Source organism: Pandoraea vervacti (assembly GCF_000934605.2).
Lineage (GTDB): Bacteria > Pseudomonadota > Gammaproteobacteria > Burkholderiales > Burkholderiaceae > Pandoraea > Pandoraea vervacti.
This window is the reverse complement of record NZ_CP010897.2, coordinates 103,207-118,421: the sequence shown is the minus strand read 5'-3', so window position 1 is coordinate 118,421 and position 15,215 is coordinate 103,207. Positions and strand designations below refer to the sequence as shown.

Below are 15,215 nucleotides of genomic sequence, written 5' to 3'. Positions count from 1 at the left end.
GACACCATGCTCCGCATGCTACGGATGTACAATCCATCGGAAAAGCGGGAAAATTCGATGACTTGCATCGTGTTTTCCGAATCAACTACGGTGAAGGCCAAATTCATGCGCGACACCGTGGAATGCCTCCGACGAGAGCCGTCATGAACGCCCGCGCCTTCGACCTGACACAGCTACGTACCTTTATCGCCATTCACGACGCCGGCAGCATTTCGGCCGCCGCCGAGCAGATCTTTCTGTCGCAGTCGAGCGTCAGCGAACAACTCAAGAAGCTCGAAGCGCGCGCCGGACAACCGTTGCTGGTGCGCTCGCGAAAAGGGATGCGTCCAACGCCGGCGGGCACGCGCCTGATGACCTATGCGCGTCAGATCGCGGCATTGTCGGAAGCGGCGTTCGAGGATTTGCAGGGCGTGTTGCTCGACGGCGAGTTGCGCATCGCCATCACGGACTACTACCGTCCACAAGATGTCGGCCGCGTGCTCAAGCGCTTTACAAGCCTGTACCCGCGCCTGCGGCTTCACGTGAGCGCCATGCAGAGCTCGCAGATCGAGCGCACGGCCCTGACCGGCGAGCACTTCGACGTCGGGCTCGCGTTGCGTCTGTTGAATGAGGAGGTCAGCGCCAGTGATGAGGTCACCGGCGAGCGCACGTCGGCCACGCTAGTGCGCCGCGAGCGTCTCGTGTGGGCGATGTCCGCCACGTCGTCCGAGCCGCTCGACATGCCGTTGCCGCTGATCACGCTGCCGCGTCCGTGCGCCCTGCAAACGCTCGTGGTCAACGTGCTTGAGCGGCACAAGATCCCGTATCGCGTTTCGCATTCGGCGGCGGGTGTCGCGGGCATGCAACTGGCGCTCGGCGCGGGGCTGGGTATTTCGTGCCTGAACGAATCGGCGCTCACCCCCGATCTGGTCGTCTGCCCGACGTCGCTCGGTTTGCCTCCCCTGCCACGCGCGGAATTTCATCTGTTGCCGGGGCACGCCGACGAGACCGACCTGATCCGCCATGCGCGCAATGCGCTATTGCGACTCTTCGCGTGATACCTTTGCCGCTGATCTCGTTTTCGTCCGCATATTGCGGTTGCCGTCATGCCGGAAGCCACGCCCAATCAACCGATTCGTCTGAATTTCAACACCCGCCGCGCGCTGTTGTTCGCGCTGACCGCCGAGCGTCTGTCGGCGTTCTACGAGCATGGTCAGTGGATGACGGACAAGCAGGGCGCAACGCTTGCGCAGATGTGGCTGTCGCGCTCGAAGCTGCAATTGCCGCTGGACGAACGACGCCTGCTCTCCACGCTGAGCGACGACTTCGCCCGCGAGCTCGCGGGTACGCTCTCACGCGAAGCGGGCCTCTATACGGCGCATGAAATGACCGAATCGCTCGACGCGGACTACGCGTACGCATCCGCGGTGGCGCAGGACTTGCTGGAAGACTGCACGCGACGCCTAGTGGAAGCGGGCATCACGGAATAACGCCGCGCGGTGCGGCAGGCCGAGGCAAGATCACCGATCGGTCGTCAGGCATGCCGCATGACGATCTGCCCGCGCCAACGAGCGCGACACTCCGCCCATGACGAAAAACGGGACTCAGGCCGCGATGCCGCGCTCCTGAACGAGCACCCACGGTGCGACGACCACGGCCCACAATTCGGGCGTGCGCGCGGCGAAATCGGCGGCCTGTTCCGCCTGCATGCGTTGCACCATGCCTGAGGTCAACCATTGTGTGACGGTGGCCTTGTCGTCGTTCGCGACGGCCTCGGCGACCGACACGAGGTCGACCCCGGGCGAGACGAACAGCAGAACCCCGCGTGCGAAAAACGATTCCAGATCCTTCCAGTCGATCTTGGCAGTTTCGCCCAGCAGGCGCAGATAGACATCGCTGGGTTGCGTATCGGCGCCCGTGTTGGCAGGCTTGGCGGAATCGGTGGGTTTGGAGGAATCCATGAGGGGCGTGGGGATGTGCGAATTGCGAAAACCCGCATTGTAATGCGCCCCGGCGAGCGTGACGGTGGTAGCATCGGAACCCCGCGTGTGGGCCGGTGTCGCAGTGACATGGCATGGCCGCCGCGTGGTGGCTAACGTTTTACCGAGGAACCGCATGTCCAAACAAAAAACCGACCCCAAGCTGGAACAAGCGCTGACGCGCGGCGATCTCGCCATGCGCCAGATCAACTCTGCACGTGCGACCGCGTTGCTGCGCGCGCTGGGCGAGATGATCGTGGCAGCGTCGGCGACGATCGGCGTCGAAGCGGTGGTAGACGTGCCGAATGGCGACAAGGTCTACGATCCGGAAGATGGCGTGTGGCCGCAGGCGCTCGTGCTGTCGTTCGACGGCCCCATCGAAGAAGCCGAAGAAGAAGAGCTGCGCACCGTGCAGCTGATCGCCGACAAGCACCCCGAGACGTTCCAAGTCGTATGGCATCGCGCCGACGGCAAGATGGGCCGCCACGAGGCGCGCCCGCTGGCCATGGTCGCATTCCTGACCGACGTCGAAGTGCCCTGGCTCGACGACGACGCCTGAGCGTCGCGCCCATAAAGCGGCGACATCGCCGCTGCGCGCGCCTCGACGCTGAAGCAAGATTCCCGCCGCCCGTGGCATACGCCCGGGCGGCGGTGTCGTTTACGTCAACGAAGGACGCTTCATCGACTTCATCCGCTTGCCCCGTCGGTCAGGTTGCGCCGGCGCGGCGACGCCAGACGGCGACAATCAGCCCTATTGCGATGAATGCCGCACCTAACGTACCCGAGAGATTGAGTGTGTCGCCGAAAATCCAGAACCCGAACAACGTGGCAAATAGTGGATCGCTCGTCTCGATAATCTGTACCGTGCTTGCCTGCCCGCTGGCAATCCCGAAAAGCCACACCAATTGCGGAAATCGGGCGCCAATCCTGAACCACTTCGAAAGAAAGATGAACAACGCGTAACCGCATCCGCCCGCAAGCGCCAGCAAGATGCCCATTGCCGTTCCGGTAGCGCCGGTGTCGGAGAGACACAACGTCTGGCAAGCGTCACCACCTCGATACGTAGTTCGCGTCTGCACATACATAATACGGAGACCAGCAAGAACGCACCGAGACACTTCCAGAACGCGATCGACGCTGCCGTCGCCCCTTGTTCGAAGCCGGTCCGGGTCAACACGCCGATCGTACCGTTAAGGCCTGCCGCCGCAAGCGCGAAGACTTCCGGCCCGCATGGACTTTTACGGGGCGCCTGACGGTCCGCCCGAACGGCCCCGAACTCTGACGACATGCTCACTTTCTCTTTGCGACGCAAACGAAGCCACACCGCTTCGCCTAAGCGTGCACTGCAATTGCCCGACGAAAACCGGGAATGAGGCCCACCCCTCACTCCCGACCCGCATGGGTTTCGATGGATCAAAAAGTGAGTCGGAATTGTGCCACCACAAACACGTATCGCGACCGAGGCCTTGGGCAAACAAGGCGCATTTCGGAATTTACGGAAAGCCTCATCCTGCAAGGTCATCCGCCTGACGCAGCGACGTCGAATCGCTGTCGCCTCGCGTCCTTCATGGCGACGCTTCAGATCGACGCCAACGCAAACGTACTCCCTGTCGGAATCTTGTCGACAACGCCGCCTTGCCTGAAATGCAAGGCATCGAATTCGCCGAGCACCGTCGCGTGTTCGCCGTGCACGTGCAGCGCCACGCCTTCCGGAATCGCCACGACGCGCTCATCCGGGTTGATGGCGAGATACTCCGCCAGCCGCTCCTCACGCGACTCGCCGTTGTGGCCCGCCGGCTTGCCGCTGATGAAGTGCGGATTCACCTGAAACGGCACAAGGTTCAGTGACTTGAGCGTAGGCGGCTCGACGATCGGCATGTCGTTGGTCGTGCGAATGGTCGGACACACGACGTTCGCGCCCGCACTCCACCCGACGTAAGGCATGCCCGCATTCACGCGCTCGCGCAACAACCCGACGATGCCCGCGTTGTACATGCGGTCGAGCAACACAAACGTGTTCCCGCCGCCAACGACCACGGCTTCGGCCTGCTCGACGGCCGCGCGCGCATCCTTGTGATGATGAATCGACTCCAGCGCGTAACCGAAACGCTCGAACGACGGCTTCACGCGCGTTTCGTACTCATCGAAGCTGAACGTGATGCCCCCGGCATATGGCACGAACAGCACGCGTTTTGCGCGCCCCTTGAGCACCGCATGCACCTGATCTTCGGCATGTTCCAGATACGCCGAAGTGCCGTTGCGGGAGCTGCTCATCATCAAAATCTGTTTCACGACTCATGCCTCCTGGGCAGCAGGTCTTTGGGGGAATTTCGCAACAATGCGATCAGCGCCTGGCGATGCGCGAAAACGTCGAGTGTACCCGCCGTCCCGACGATCGCCATCGCCCGATCAAATTGTCTGCGCACGCGCGTCTCACCCCATCCTCACCCATGACGCGGCGTTTCTCATAAAGTGAAACGCCATACCGAATGCTGCAACTGCACACGAAAAATCACGCATCGGACGCAAAGCCTTATGGCGCCGATGTCATACGCAAACCCTTATCCCACCTATAAGCTGCGCGGGTGCCGGGACTGGAAATACCGGGTTTCCGAGCGACCGGAGAAGGATTACACTCAGACTCTTATATAAGACTGCCCGACTGCCCCTTAACGTCCGTTCTCCTGACGAAGTGCCCGTCGCAAAATGCGTCGGCATCGCGCCAAGAGCTGGACGGCGTCGCGTCAACCAGGTTTTCAAACTCGAGTACAGCATCATGACTTCCACTTCCAAGCGTGGCGGCCTGACGGTCGCAGACAATCTGATCGCGTTCATCGAAAAGGAAGCCCTCCCGGGCACCGGTGTCGATGTCGACGCGTTCTGGAAAGGCTTCGACGCCATCGTTCACGACCTCGCCCCGAAGAACCGCGCACTGCTCGCCGAGCGTGATCGTCTGCAAGGCGAGCTCGACAACTGGCACCGCGCCAACCCGGGTCCGATCGCCGACCCGGCCGCTTACCGCGCCTTCCTCGAAAAAATTGGCTACCTGCTGCCCGCCCCGGCAAGCGTCAAGGCCACCACGGCGGACGTCGATTACGAGATCGCCGAACAGGCAGGCCCGCAGCTCGTGGTGCCGCTGTCGAACGCCCGCTACGCCCTGAACGCCGCGAATGCGCGCTGGGGCAGCCTGTACGACGCCCTGTACGGCACCGACGCCATCCCCGAGACCGGCGGTGCGGAGAAAGGCACCGGCTACAACCCGAAGCGCGGCGAACTCGTGATCGCCTTCGCGCGCGGCTTCCTCGATCAGGCCGCGCCGCTGGCCGAAGGCTCGCACAAGGACGCCACCGGCTACGCCGTCGAGAACGGCCAGTTGGTCGTAACGACCACGAACGGCAAGACCTCGCTGGCCACGCCGTCGCTGTTCGTCGGCTTCCAGGGCGACGCCGCAGCCCCGACGGCCGTGCTGCTCAAGCACAACGGTCTGCATTTCGAAATTCAGTTCGATGCGAATCACCCGATCGGCAAGACAGATGCCGCCCATATCAAGGACGTGCTCGTCGAAGCCGCCGTGACGACCATCATCGACTGTGAAGACTCGGTCGCCGCCGTGGACGCCGACGACAAGGTCGATCTCTATCGCAACTGGCTGGGCCTGATGCAGGGCACGCTCACCGAAGAAGTCTCGAAGGGCGGCAAGACGTTCACGCGCCGTCTGAACGCCGATCGCGAGTACACCGGCGCCGACGGCAAGCCCGTCAAGCTGCACGGCCGCTCGCTGCTGTTCATCCGCAACGTCGGCCATCTGATGACGAACCCGGCGATCACCGACCGCGACGGCCGCGAAATTCCGGAAGGCATTCTCGACGGCGTGGTCACCGTGCTCGCGTCGCTGCACGATCGCAAGCACCGCCTGAATTCGCGCACCGGTTCGATCTACATCGTCAAGCCAAAGATGCACGGCCCTGCCGAAGTGGCGTTCGCCGACGAGCTGTTCGGTCGCATCGAAGCGCTGTACGACCTGCCGGCCAACACGCTGAAGATGGGCATCATGGACGAAGAGCGCCGCACCAGCGTCAACCTGTCCGCCTGTATCGCCGCCGCCGCGGCACGCGTCGCCTTCATCAACACGGGCTTCCTCGATCGCACGGGCGACGAAATGCACACCGCGATGGAAGCCGGTCCGATGATGCGCAAGGGCGACATGAAGTCGTCTGCCTGGATCACGGCGTACGAGAAGAGCAACGTGCTCGTGGGTCTGGCGGCGGGCCTGCGCGGCCGCGCACAGATCGGCAAAGGCATGTGGGCCATGCCGGATCTGATGCACGCCATGCTCGAGCAGAAGATCGCGCATCCGAAGGCCGGCGCGAACACCGCCTGGGTGCCGTCGCCCACCGCCGCCACGCTGCACGCCCTGCACTATCACATGGTCGACGTGCAGGCCGTTCAGCAGGAACTCGAGAAGATCGATTACGCGAAGGAGCGCGACGCCCTGCTCGCCGGTCTGCTGACAGTGCCGGTCGTGGCCAAGGCCGAGTGGAGCGCCGAAGAGATCCGCAAGGAGATCGAGAACAACGCGCAGGGCATTCTGGGCTACGTCGTTCGCTGGATCGATCAGGGCGTGGGCTGCTCGAAGGTGCCCGACATCAACGACATCGGCCTGATGGAAGACCGTGCCACGTTGCGTATTTCGAGCCAGCATCTGGCCAACTGGCTGCGTCATGGCGTCATCACGCGCGAGCAGGTCGAAGAGACGATGAAGCGCATGGCCGCCGTGGTCGACAAGCAGAACGCCGGCGACAAGCATTACGTGCCGATGGCCCCGAACTTCGAGAACTCGCTCGCCTTCAAGGCGGCGAGCGCACTGGTGTTCGAAGGGCTCACGCAACCGAACGGTTACACCGAGCCGCTGCTGCACAAGTACCGTCTGGAACTCAAGGCGAAGCAACGCGGCTGATCGTTTTCCGTAATCGCAGCCGATAAGTCGCGGAACACCAGACTTATCACGAGACGCCTGACGGGGTAACCTGTCAGGCGTCTTCGTATTTTCAGGAGCCGGTTCGCGCATGGATGTCATCGATCCCGCCATCGCCCTGCAACGCGCCGAACGGCGCGCACTGTCGTTTCTGCTCGTCGCGCTGGCGATCTTCATCGCCACGCTCTTCATGCCCGTGCATTTCCTCACCGGGTGGGTGCGGGCCGCCGCCGAAGCAGCGATGGTCGGCGGTCTGGCCGACTGGTTCGCCGTCGAAGCGCTGTTCCGCCGCATTCCGATCCCCGGGCTCGCACGCCACACGAACATCCTCATCCGCAAGAAGGACGCGCTGGGCGACGGTCTCGCACGCTTCGTGCGAGAGAAGTTTCTCGATACGCCATCGGTCGTGCGGCTTATCGAGCAGCAGAATCCCGCCGATGCGCTCACTCGCTGGCTCGGCTCCTACGACAACACGCGTCAGTTGAGCACGGTGCTCGTGAAGGTCGCCGGCGGCGTACTCGACGTGATGGACGAGCGCAACGTACAGGCGTTCATTCGCCGCGCGCTCGATACGATGATCGACCGGCTCGACCTGTCGCAATCGGCCGCGGCGATCCTCGATACGCTGACCCGGGACGGACGTCATCAGGCATTGCTCGACGAAACGCTCGACTATCTCGTGGCATTGCTCAACGAGCCGCAGACGCGCGAGTTCATCTCCGCGCGCATCGTCGAGTGGCTGAAAACCGACCATCCGAAAAAGGAAAAGGTGCTGCCCTCGGAATGGATCGGCAACAAGGGCTCCGACATGATTTCGGCGGCGGTGACACGCATGCTCGCGCAGATGGAGGCCGACGAGTCGCATCAGCTGCGTCAGGCCTTCGATCGCGCGGTGGCCGGCTTCATTGCGCGGCTCAAACACGACCACGACCTGCAGGCGAAGCTCGATGACTTCAAGGCGCAGTTGAAGGGCGACACCGCGCTGAACGCTTATGTGGGCGGGCTGTGGAACGAGTGGCGCAGCTGGGTGAAGCAGGATCTCGCACGTGAGGATTCGGTGATTGGCGCGAAGATCACCGGCGCGGCGGCGTGGATCGGTCAGGAGCTCGCGCGCAGCGAGTCGCTGCGCAAGGCGCTCGATGCGCAACTCAGAGATGCGGCCGAGCGCATGGCCCCGGGCTTCGCCGATTTCGTCACGGAACACATCCGTGCGACGGTGCACGGCTGGAACGCCGAGCATCTGTCACGCCAGATCCGTCTTAGCGTTGGACAGGATCTCCAGTACATCCGCATCAACGGTACGCTCGTGGGCGGCCTGATCGGCGCCGCACTCTACCTGATTGCGCAGGCGCCGACACTGTTCGCGCGGGGGTAGCGAACATTGCAGCGCCGGCGGCGGCCGGCGCGTCGCCCCCCACTGTCTGTCCCACGCAACGTCCATCGGACCGCCCCGGTTTGGGGCAACCGCCCGCCACGCAAGCCCCCGCGCGGCGTTTCGCGGCAACGCCGTGCTTATATCGATTCGATTTATTGATATATAAATAATCAAAATTATATTTATACAACCCCCTTCCCTATAGTTCGGTCCGAACCGCGCCCACTCTCGCAAGCGCACGGACACCGACCTTAGAGAAAGCCACACCTCATGAAGACCACGATTCTGGCCCGCCTGGGCCTTGCCGGCTTCGCCGCAGCCATGGGCCTCGGCGCGAGCGCCGCACACGCACAAAGCAACGTCACTATCTACGGCCTGATCTCGGGCGGTGTGGGTTACGTGAGCAATCAGGGTGGCAGCAAGAATTGGCAGGCGCTCTCGGGCACCAACCAGAATCCGCGCTGGGGTTTCCGGGGCTCGGAAGATCTCGGCAACGGCACCAAGGCCATCTTCACGCTCGAAGCCGGCTTCAGCATCGTGAACGGCACCGGCGCACAAAATGGTCGCGCCTTCGGTCGCCAGTCGTTCGTCGGCCTGTCCGACAAGCAGTGGGGCACCCTCACGCTCGGTCGTCAGTACGACACCATTCACGACTACGTCGGCCCGATCATCATTTCGAGCAACGGCGTGAACATTGGTGACAACGACAACGGATACAACGATATCCGCATGCAGAACTCGGTGAAGTGGGTCAGCCCGACCGTAGGCGGCTTTCACGGCACGGCACAATACGGCTTCTCGAATTCGGCCACGGGTTTTCGCAACAACAACGCCTACAGCTTCGGCCTCGGGTACAAGTACGGCGACTTCGACTGGAATGCCGCCTACGCGCAGTACAACAATCCGTTCAGCGGCACGAACAACGACGGCGCCATCGCCAACGATTACGCCAGCCCGCTGCTGATCTTCTCGAAGAGCGCCACGCGCGCCAACGTCTATGCCCGCGAGCAGCGCATCTTCGCCACGGGCGGCTTCTATCGCTGGGGCCCGGCCCTCATCGGCGCAATGTTCTCGGACGTGAACTACACGTACCTCGACAACTCGCACCTGCATCTGCAGAACTACAACCTGACGCTGAACTACAACGTCACGCCCGCGCTTGTGCTGGGTGCAGCGTACGGCTTCACCGCAGGCAAGTACGATGTGATCAATACGCGTCCGCAATGGCACCAGGTCAACCTGCAAGCCGACTACTGGCTGTCCAAGCGCACGGACGTTGCGCTCACGCTCAACGCGCAGCAAGCCGCCGGCGACGCGCAGGTCGCGCAGCTCTTCGGCTACGCGGCGTCGAGCACCAAGCGACAGATGGCCGTGACGCTCGGCATGCGCCACACGTTCTGATAGACGCATACGCACCGCGTCTCCTATTGCTGTCTGCTATTGCTGTCTCTTCCCGCTGTCTCTGATTGATTAGCAAGTTCGACCCCACGACGACATGAACGAACGGACTCCACCGCACGACATGGCTAGCAAGCCACGCAGCCGCCGCAGCTTCCTGCGCACCTCGCTTGCCGCCTCCCTGGTCACGCTCGGCAGCACCGGCGCCGGCAGCGCCTTCGCCAAAATGACGACAACGGAAGGCGCCTCGCCGCTCACGGCAGACGGCACGCCGCGCCGCACGGTCATCATCGACTGCGACCCGGGGCAGGACGATGCCATCGCCATCCTGTTCGCCCTGGGCTCGCGCGAGCAGATCGACCTCAAGGCGCTCACCGTCGTGGGCGGCAACGTGCCGCTGAACCTGACCGAGCGCAACGCCCGCATTGTGCGCGACTGGGCCGGCAAGACCCGGTCGCTGCCGGTCTACGCCGGTTGCCCCAAGCCGCTCATGCGCGATCTGGTAACTGCGGCGAACGTCATGGGACGCTCGGGCCTGGACGGTGTCGAGCTGCACGAGCCGCGCGGCCCGCTGGAGAAGCCGCATGCCGTGACCTACCTCATCGACACGTTGCGCGCGGCGGCCCCCGAAAGCGTGACGCTCGTCGGCATCGGGCCGCTCACCAACATCGCGACCGCATTGACGGCCGCCCCGGAAGGCGCAAAAGCGATTCGTGAAATCGTGCTGATGGGCGGCGCATGGTTCGAGCGCGGCAACTACACGCCAGCGGCCGAATTCAACATCTTCGTCGACCCGGAAGCGGCGAGCATCGTGCTGGGCGCCGGTGTGCCCGTGACCGTGGTGCCGCGCGATGTCAGCCTGAAAGCGTTGATCACGCCGGCGCGTATCGCGCCGTTTCGCGCGCTCAAGAACCGCTGCGGCCCGATCGTCGCCGACATTCTCGCCGCAGGCGTCGCGTATCAGAAGCGCCGTCGCGGTGTGGAAGAAGCGCCGATGTACGACCCGTGCACCATCGCCTATCTGCTCGACCCGACAATGTTTGGCGGTCGGCGCGTCAATGTGGCCGTGGAGACGACCGGACAGCTCACGCTCGGTGAAACGGTCGTGGACTGGAATGGCCGCACGAAGCGTCCGGCCAACGCGATGTGGCTCACCGACATCGACGCCGAGCGCTTCTACGACTTGCTGCTCGAACGTATCGCGCGTTTGCCGTAGGCGGTTCCCCCGGTCGTGACTCGTCAGCGGTGACGCACCGGTAGCCGCGCGGTGGCCGTCTTTCGACTGGCCGCCGCGTGGTTGCATGGCGCCCCATGACAGCCCGGCGCCGCGCTTCAGCGCTCAGGTCGCGAGATGTTCGGCGATCCAGTCGCGGCATGCGCTCACTTGCGGGCCGCGCTCCTTGCCCACGAGCGACATCAGCGCCACCGTGCGCGTCACGCGCGGGGCGACGACATCGAGTGCGACCAGCGCCGGATCGTGCAGATGCAGCGTGTAGAGCCGGGGCAGGATGGCCAGTGCGAGACCGCTTCGCACCAGTGCATAAAGCGGCTCGGTGTACTCCATGCGGTACTTCGGCTCAAGCCGCAGGTTTTGCGAGCCGCCCGTGCGTTGCAGCGAGTCGCTGACGTTGCCGCGCACGAACACGGCGAGGTCGCGTTCGGTGAGCTGAGACCAGGTGACGGACCCGCCCGAGGCGAGCGGATCGTCGTGACGTGCAACGAGCACGATCTCGTCGTCGAACAAATCGTCGCAGCGAAAGCCCTCGGCGCTGGCGGCGTGACCGGCCTCATCGGCCTGATCGCGAATGCCGACGCCCAGATCGATTTCGCCGCGGGCCAGGGCTGCGACCAGTTCGCTGTTGGGCAGGTCCGAGAGTGCGAATCGCACGTTCGGATGCGCGTCGCGCAGACTGCCGAGTACAGGGAGCAGGCGCGCCGCGACCGACGGTATGAAACCGATGCGTACCGTCTGCGCCTGCAATGTGAAGGTGCTCGTCATATCGTCGAACGTGCCGCGCGCCGCGTTGAGCAGGCGCTCCGCCAGCGGGAGGATCGTCGCCCCCGCCTCGGTCAGCGTCAGACGATGGGCGGAACGCTCGAACAGCCGGCCGCCGAGCAGGAACTCGATCTGACGAATGGCGGCGGTCAGCGCCGGTTGCGTGACCGACAGCGCGTGCGCCGCCTGCGTGAAGCTGCGCGAGTGCGCAAGGGCCACGAAGTACTGCACCTGACGCAGTGTCAGCGCGGGTAGCGGCGGCACACCGGCCGACGTCAGGGCCGAAGCCGCGCCGGGGACCGTGGCCCCTGCGGGGATAGCCCTGGCGGAGGACAGAGCATCGGCCTTGACGATGGTGTGGGGGGTGTGCTCGGGACGGCGGGACGAAGTCGCCATGACGCGCTCCTGAAGGTTCGTCAATCGTGACGGCAAGACAACGGTGTCGCGACGCCGCCGGAGACCGGATCTCCCCGGAAATCCAGAGGCGCCGCACAGAATAGATTCGAATTATCGAATCATAAGTAATTTCATTTTTTATTTATAGTCGCACCCACGTAAAGTGCCTGGCACGGTGCCCCCATGAAGCGGCATTCAGAGACCTTCTATTCTTGGCTTATGCAGACCTCTTCTTCTGAGCGAAATACGGTGCCGCCGACATCCCGGGCGCAGCCTGCTCCGGTCCCCGGCGGCTGGCTGGAACGCCGCTTCGCCATCGGCGCGCGCGGCTCGAGCGTGCGCACCGAAGTGCTCGCCGGTATCACCACGTTCCTCGCGGCGGCATACCTGCTGGTCGTGATTCCCTCGCTGCTTGCCACGGGCGGCATGGATCGCGGCGCGGCCACCACGGCAGTCATGCTCGTGTTCGTGCTGTTCTCGGTATTGATGGGGTGCTACGCGAACCTGCCGTTCGTGGTCGGCCCCGGTATCGGCGGGTCGGTCATCGTCGGCGTGACGCTCGCCGCCACCGAACACGTCGCCTGGCAGACCGGCATCGCCATCGCGTTCCTCTCGGGTCTGCTGTTCCTGCTGCTGACGCTTGTTGGCGCACGCAGTGTCGTGGCACGTCTGATTCCGACGGCCATCAAGCTCGGCCTCGGCGCGTCCATCGGCTTGTTCATCGCCGTGCTCGGGGTGCGCAACGCCGGCATGGTCGTCGCCAACGTCAAGACGAACGCCTTCGCGCTGGGAGACTTCAGCAAGCCGGGCACCCTCGTCGCGCTCATCGGTCTGGGCGTGGCCGTGCTGTTGCAGGGGCGCAAAGTGCCCGGCGCCATCCTCTGGTCGATCCTCGTCGCCGCGATCGTCGGTGTGCCGCTGGGCGTGACGAAAGTGCCGGAGTCGTTCATCTCGCTGCCGCACAGCCTCGCGCCGGTCGCCTTCCAGCTCGATCTGAAAAGCGCGCTGACGATCTCCGCGCTGCCTTACCTCTTCGCATTCTTCGCGGCGGAATTCTTCTCCACGCTGGGCACCACGCTCGCCGTGGGCGGCAAAGCCGGTTTGCTCGATGAGCACGGCAACATGGAGAACATCAACCGTCCATTCCTCGTCGACTCGATCGCGGCCACGGGCGGCGCACTGCTGGGCATTCCCGCGCTCACCGCGCTGGTCGAATCGGCCGCAGGCGTGGAGGCGGGCGGGCGCACCGGACTCACGTCCATTGCCGCCGCCGTGATGTTCGCACTGGTGTGCTTCTTCGTGCCGGTCGCGCTGGCGATTCCGAAGGAGGCTACCGCGCCCGCGCTCATTCTCATCGGCCTGTCGATGTTCAGCACCATCCGACATGTGCCGTTCGACGACTTCAGCGACGCCTTCCCCGTATTGGCGATGGTGTTGCTCACGCTGCTCTCGAACAGCTTCGGCACCGGTATCGCCGGGGGCTTGTTGTGCTATGTGCTGGTCAAGGCGCTGATGGGCCGCTTCAAGGAACTGCCGTGGGGCCTGTACGTGCTGGCCTTGCCGCTGGCGTATTACTTCTGGACGGTCGTGGGACGTCATTGAACGACTCACGCGCCTGCATTGCCCCGAAATTATCAAGATTGGACGTTATGACAGAGACACCGGGCCACGTGCCCGCCGCACGCACCGGCGTGCAGATACAGGAGGCGCATCGCACGTTCTTCCGTACGATGCCGAAGGTCGAACTCCACTGCCATTTGCTCGGCGCGGTGCGTCACGACACGTTCGTTGCGCTCGCCGAGAAGTCGAATGCGCCGCTCGCGCGCACCGAGATCGACGCGTTCTACACACGTGGCGAGAAGCCCGTGGGGGTGCTGCGCGTGCTGCGCGCGCTCGATCAATATCTGCTCACGTGCCCGGACGACCTGCATCGCGTCGCGTACGAATATCTGGCCGACGCCGCCGAGTACAACGTGCGGTACAGCGAGTTCTTCTGGAACCCCACCGGCACCGTGCGCACGTCCGGCATTCCGTATGCCGCCGCACAGGACGCCATCGTCGCCGCCATTCGCGACGCCGAGCGCGATCACGGTATCGTCGGCCGTCTGATTCCAAGCATCGACCGCGAAGCCGACGCGGCCGAAGCCGTCGAGATGGTCGATTGGATGCGCGCCCATCGGGCCGACGAAGTGATCGGCATCGGTATCGACTATCGCGAAAACGACCGTCCGCCCGAACTGTTCTGGAAAGCCTATCGCAACGCACGCCTTGCGGGCTTCAGGACGACGGCGCACGCGGGCGAATTCGGCATGCCCTGGACGAACGTCGAGACCGCCGTCGAGCTGTTGAAATGCGATCGCATCGATCATGGCTATACCATCGTCGACGCCCCGCATTTCGCACGCGAATGTGCCGAGCGCGGCATCGTCTTCACGGTCGTGCCGACGAATTCCTATTACCTGCGTACGCTCGCCCCCGAGCGCTGGGCAGAAGATCACCCCATGCGCCGCATGCCGGGCCTCGGCCTGAAGATTCACCCGAACACCGACGATCCCACGCTTCACAAAGTCAATCCGGCGCAGGCATGGGAGCTGATGTTCAGCCACTTCGGCTTCTCGCTCGATGAGTTGCGCACCTTCATGCACAACGGCCTTGACGGCGCATGGATCGACGACAGCACGCGACACGACTGGCGCCGCCGTTTCAACGAGGCATTCGACAACGCGCGCGACGTGCTCACCCAGTCGCTGGCCACCTGAGCGCGCCAGCGCAACGCTTTCCTTGGTCTCACCCGACCTTCAGCCGCCTCCGGGCGGCTTTTTTTCGTTCCCAGGCTCGTCCCTTTGCTCGTCCCTTGACTCTTTCCTTTACTCGTCCTTGAGCGCTTCGGCGCTCGCCGCTTTCGGTCACAGTGCCCGTCGCGCGCTCACTTAAGATCGTAACGAACGGAAAGACCCGACATGAATGACGCGAATGCCATAGCCGGGAAAATGCGGCATCAATCTCCATGATTCACCCCAAAAGCGGCGTGCTGTCTATTCGCAGTGACGACGAGCCGCTACCATGCGCCGCTCTTTTCACCATGACTCGGCAAGCGCAGCATGCAACCCAATTTCC

General features: G+C 63.7%; 13 protein-coding genes. 9 read left to right on the top strand and 4 right to left on the bottom strand.

Annotated features, from left to right (window positions below; translation table 11 throughout):
* Positions 1–143: 143 nt before the first annotated feature.
* The gene (locus UC34_RS00510; RefSeq protein WP_044453239.1) at positions 144–1,037 is read left to right on the top strand and encodes a LysR family transcriptional regulator; all 894 of its coding nucleotides are present in this window, start codon (positions 144–146) and stop codon (positions 1,035–1,037) included.
* 48 nt (positions 1,038–1,085) lie between these two features.
* On the top strand, positions 1,086–1,469 hold the full coding sequence (locus UC34_RS00505; protein WP_044453238.1) for a hypothetical protein: 384 nt from the start codon (positions 1,086–1,088) through the stop codon (positions 1,467–1,469).
* A gap of 114 nt (positions 1,470–1,583) precedes the next feature.
* On the opposite strand, the gene UC34_RS00500 is transcribed toward UC34_RS00505, so the two are convergent.
* Entirely contained in the window at positions 1,584–1,940 is a 357-nt protein-coding gene (locus UC34_RS00500; RefSeq protein WP_044453237.1) for a DUF2288 domain-containing protein, read from the bottom strand.
* A 154-nt stretch (positions 1,941–2,094) separates the two neighbouring features.
* On the opposite strand from UC34_RS00500, the gene UC34_RS00495 reads away from it, so the two are divergent.
* A complete protein-coding gene (locus UC34_RS00495; protein WP_044453236.1) occupies positions 2,095–2,517 on the top strand; it encodes a hypothetical protein in 423 nt (140 codons plus the stop codon).
* Between the two features lie 148 nt (positions 2,518–2,665).
* Here the strand turns inward: UC34_RS00495 and UC34_RS25705 are convergent, their stop codons facing one another.
* Positions 2,666–2,956: an EamA family transporter gene (locus UC34_RS25705; RefSeq protein WP_044453235.1), complete on the bottom strand. Its 291-nt coding sequence runs from the start codon at positions 2,954–2,956 to the stop codon at positions 2,666–2,668.
* Between the two features lie 580 nt (positions 2,957–3,536).
* Positions 3,537–4,250: a dipeptidase PepE gene (gene pepE, locus UC34_RS00485; protein WP_044453234.1), complete on the bottom strand. Its 714-nt coding sequence runs from the start codon at positions 4,248–4,250 to the stop codon at positions 3,537–3,539.
* A 484-nt stretch (positions 4,251–4,734) separates the two neighbouring features.
* Here pepE and UC34_RS00480 point away from each other — a divergent pair, with 484 nt between their 5' ends.
* The 4 genes from UC34_RS00480 (at position 4,735) to UC34_RS00465 (ending at position 10,922) form a co-directional block, all read left to right on the top strand.
* Positions 4,735–6,915 carry a malate synthase G gene (locus UC34_RS00480; protein WP_044453233.1) on the top strand — a complete coding sequence of 727 codons (2,181 nt, stop codon included), beginning with the start codon at positions 4,735–4,737 and terminating at the stop codon, positions 6,913–6,915.
* A 109-nt stretch (positions 6,916–7,024) separates the two neighbouring features.
* Positions 7,025–8,308 (top strand): DUF445 domain-containing protein, encoded by a 1,284-nt coding sequence (locus tag UC34_RS00475; protein WP_044453232.1) that lies wholly within the window; start codon positions 7,025–7,027, stop codon positions 8,306–8,308.
* 270 nt (positions 8,309–8,578) lie between these two features.
* Positions 8,579–9,709, top strand: coding sequence for a porin (locus tag UC34_RS00470; protein WP_044453231.1), 1,131 nt, complete (start codon positions 8,579–8,581; stop codon positions 9,707–9,709).
* 121 nt (positions 9,710–9,830) lie between these two features.
* Positions 9,831–10,922 (top strand): nucleoside hydrolase, encoded by a 1,092-nt coding sequence (locus tag UC34_RS00465; protein ID WP_044453230.1) that lies wholly within the window; start codon positions 9,831–9,833, stop codon positions 10,920–10,922.
* A gap of 123 nt (positions 10,923–11,045) precedes the next feature.
* Here the strand turns inward: UC34_RS00465 and UC34_RS00460 are convergent, their stop codons facing one another.
* The gene (locus tag UC34_RS00460; protein ID WP_084070264.1) at positions 11,046–12,098 is read right to left on the bottom strand and encodes a LysR family transcriptional regulator; all 1,053 of its coding nucleotides are present in this window, start codon (positions 12,096–12,098) and stop codon (positions 11,046–11,048) included.
* A gap of 249 nt (positions 12,099–12,347) precedes the next feature.
* Here UC34_RS00460 and UC34_RS00455 point away from each other — a divergent pair, with 249 nt between their 5' ends.
* Both UC34_RS00455 and UC34_RS00450 read left to right on the top strand, forming a co-directional pair.
* Positions 12,348–13,700: an NCS2 family permease gene (locus UC34_RS00455; RefSeq protein ID WP_237165202.1), complete on the top strand. Its 1,353-nt coding sequence runs from the start codon at positions 12,348–12,350 to the stop codon at positions 13,698–13,700.
* Between the two features lie 47 nt (positions 13,701–13,747).
* Entirely contained in the window at positions 13,748–14,857 is a 1,110-nt protein-coding gene (locus tag UC34_RS00450; protein WP_044453228.1) for an adenosine deaminase family protein, read from the top strand.
* The last annotated feature ends 358 nt before the right edge of the window (positions 14,858–15,215 follow it).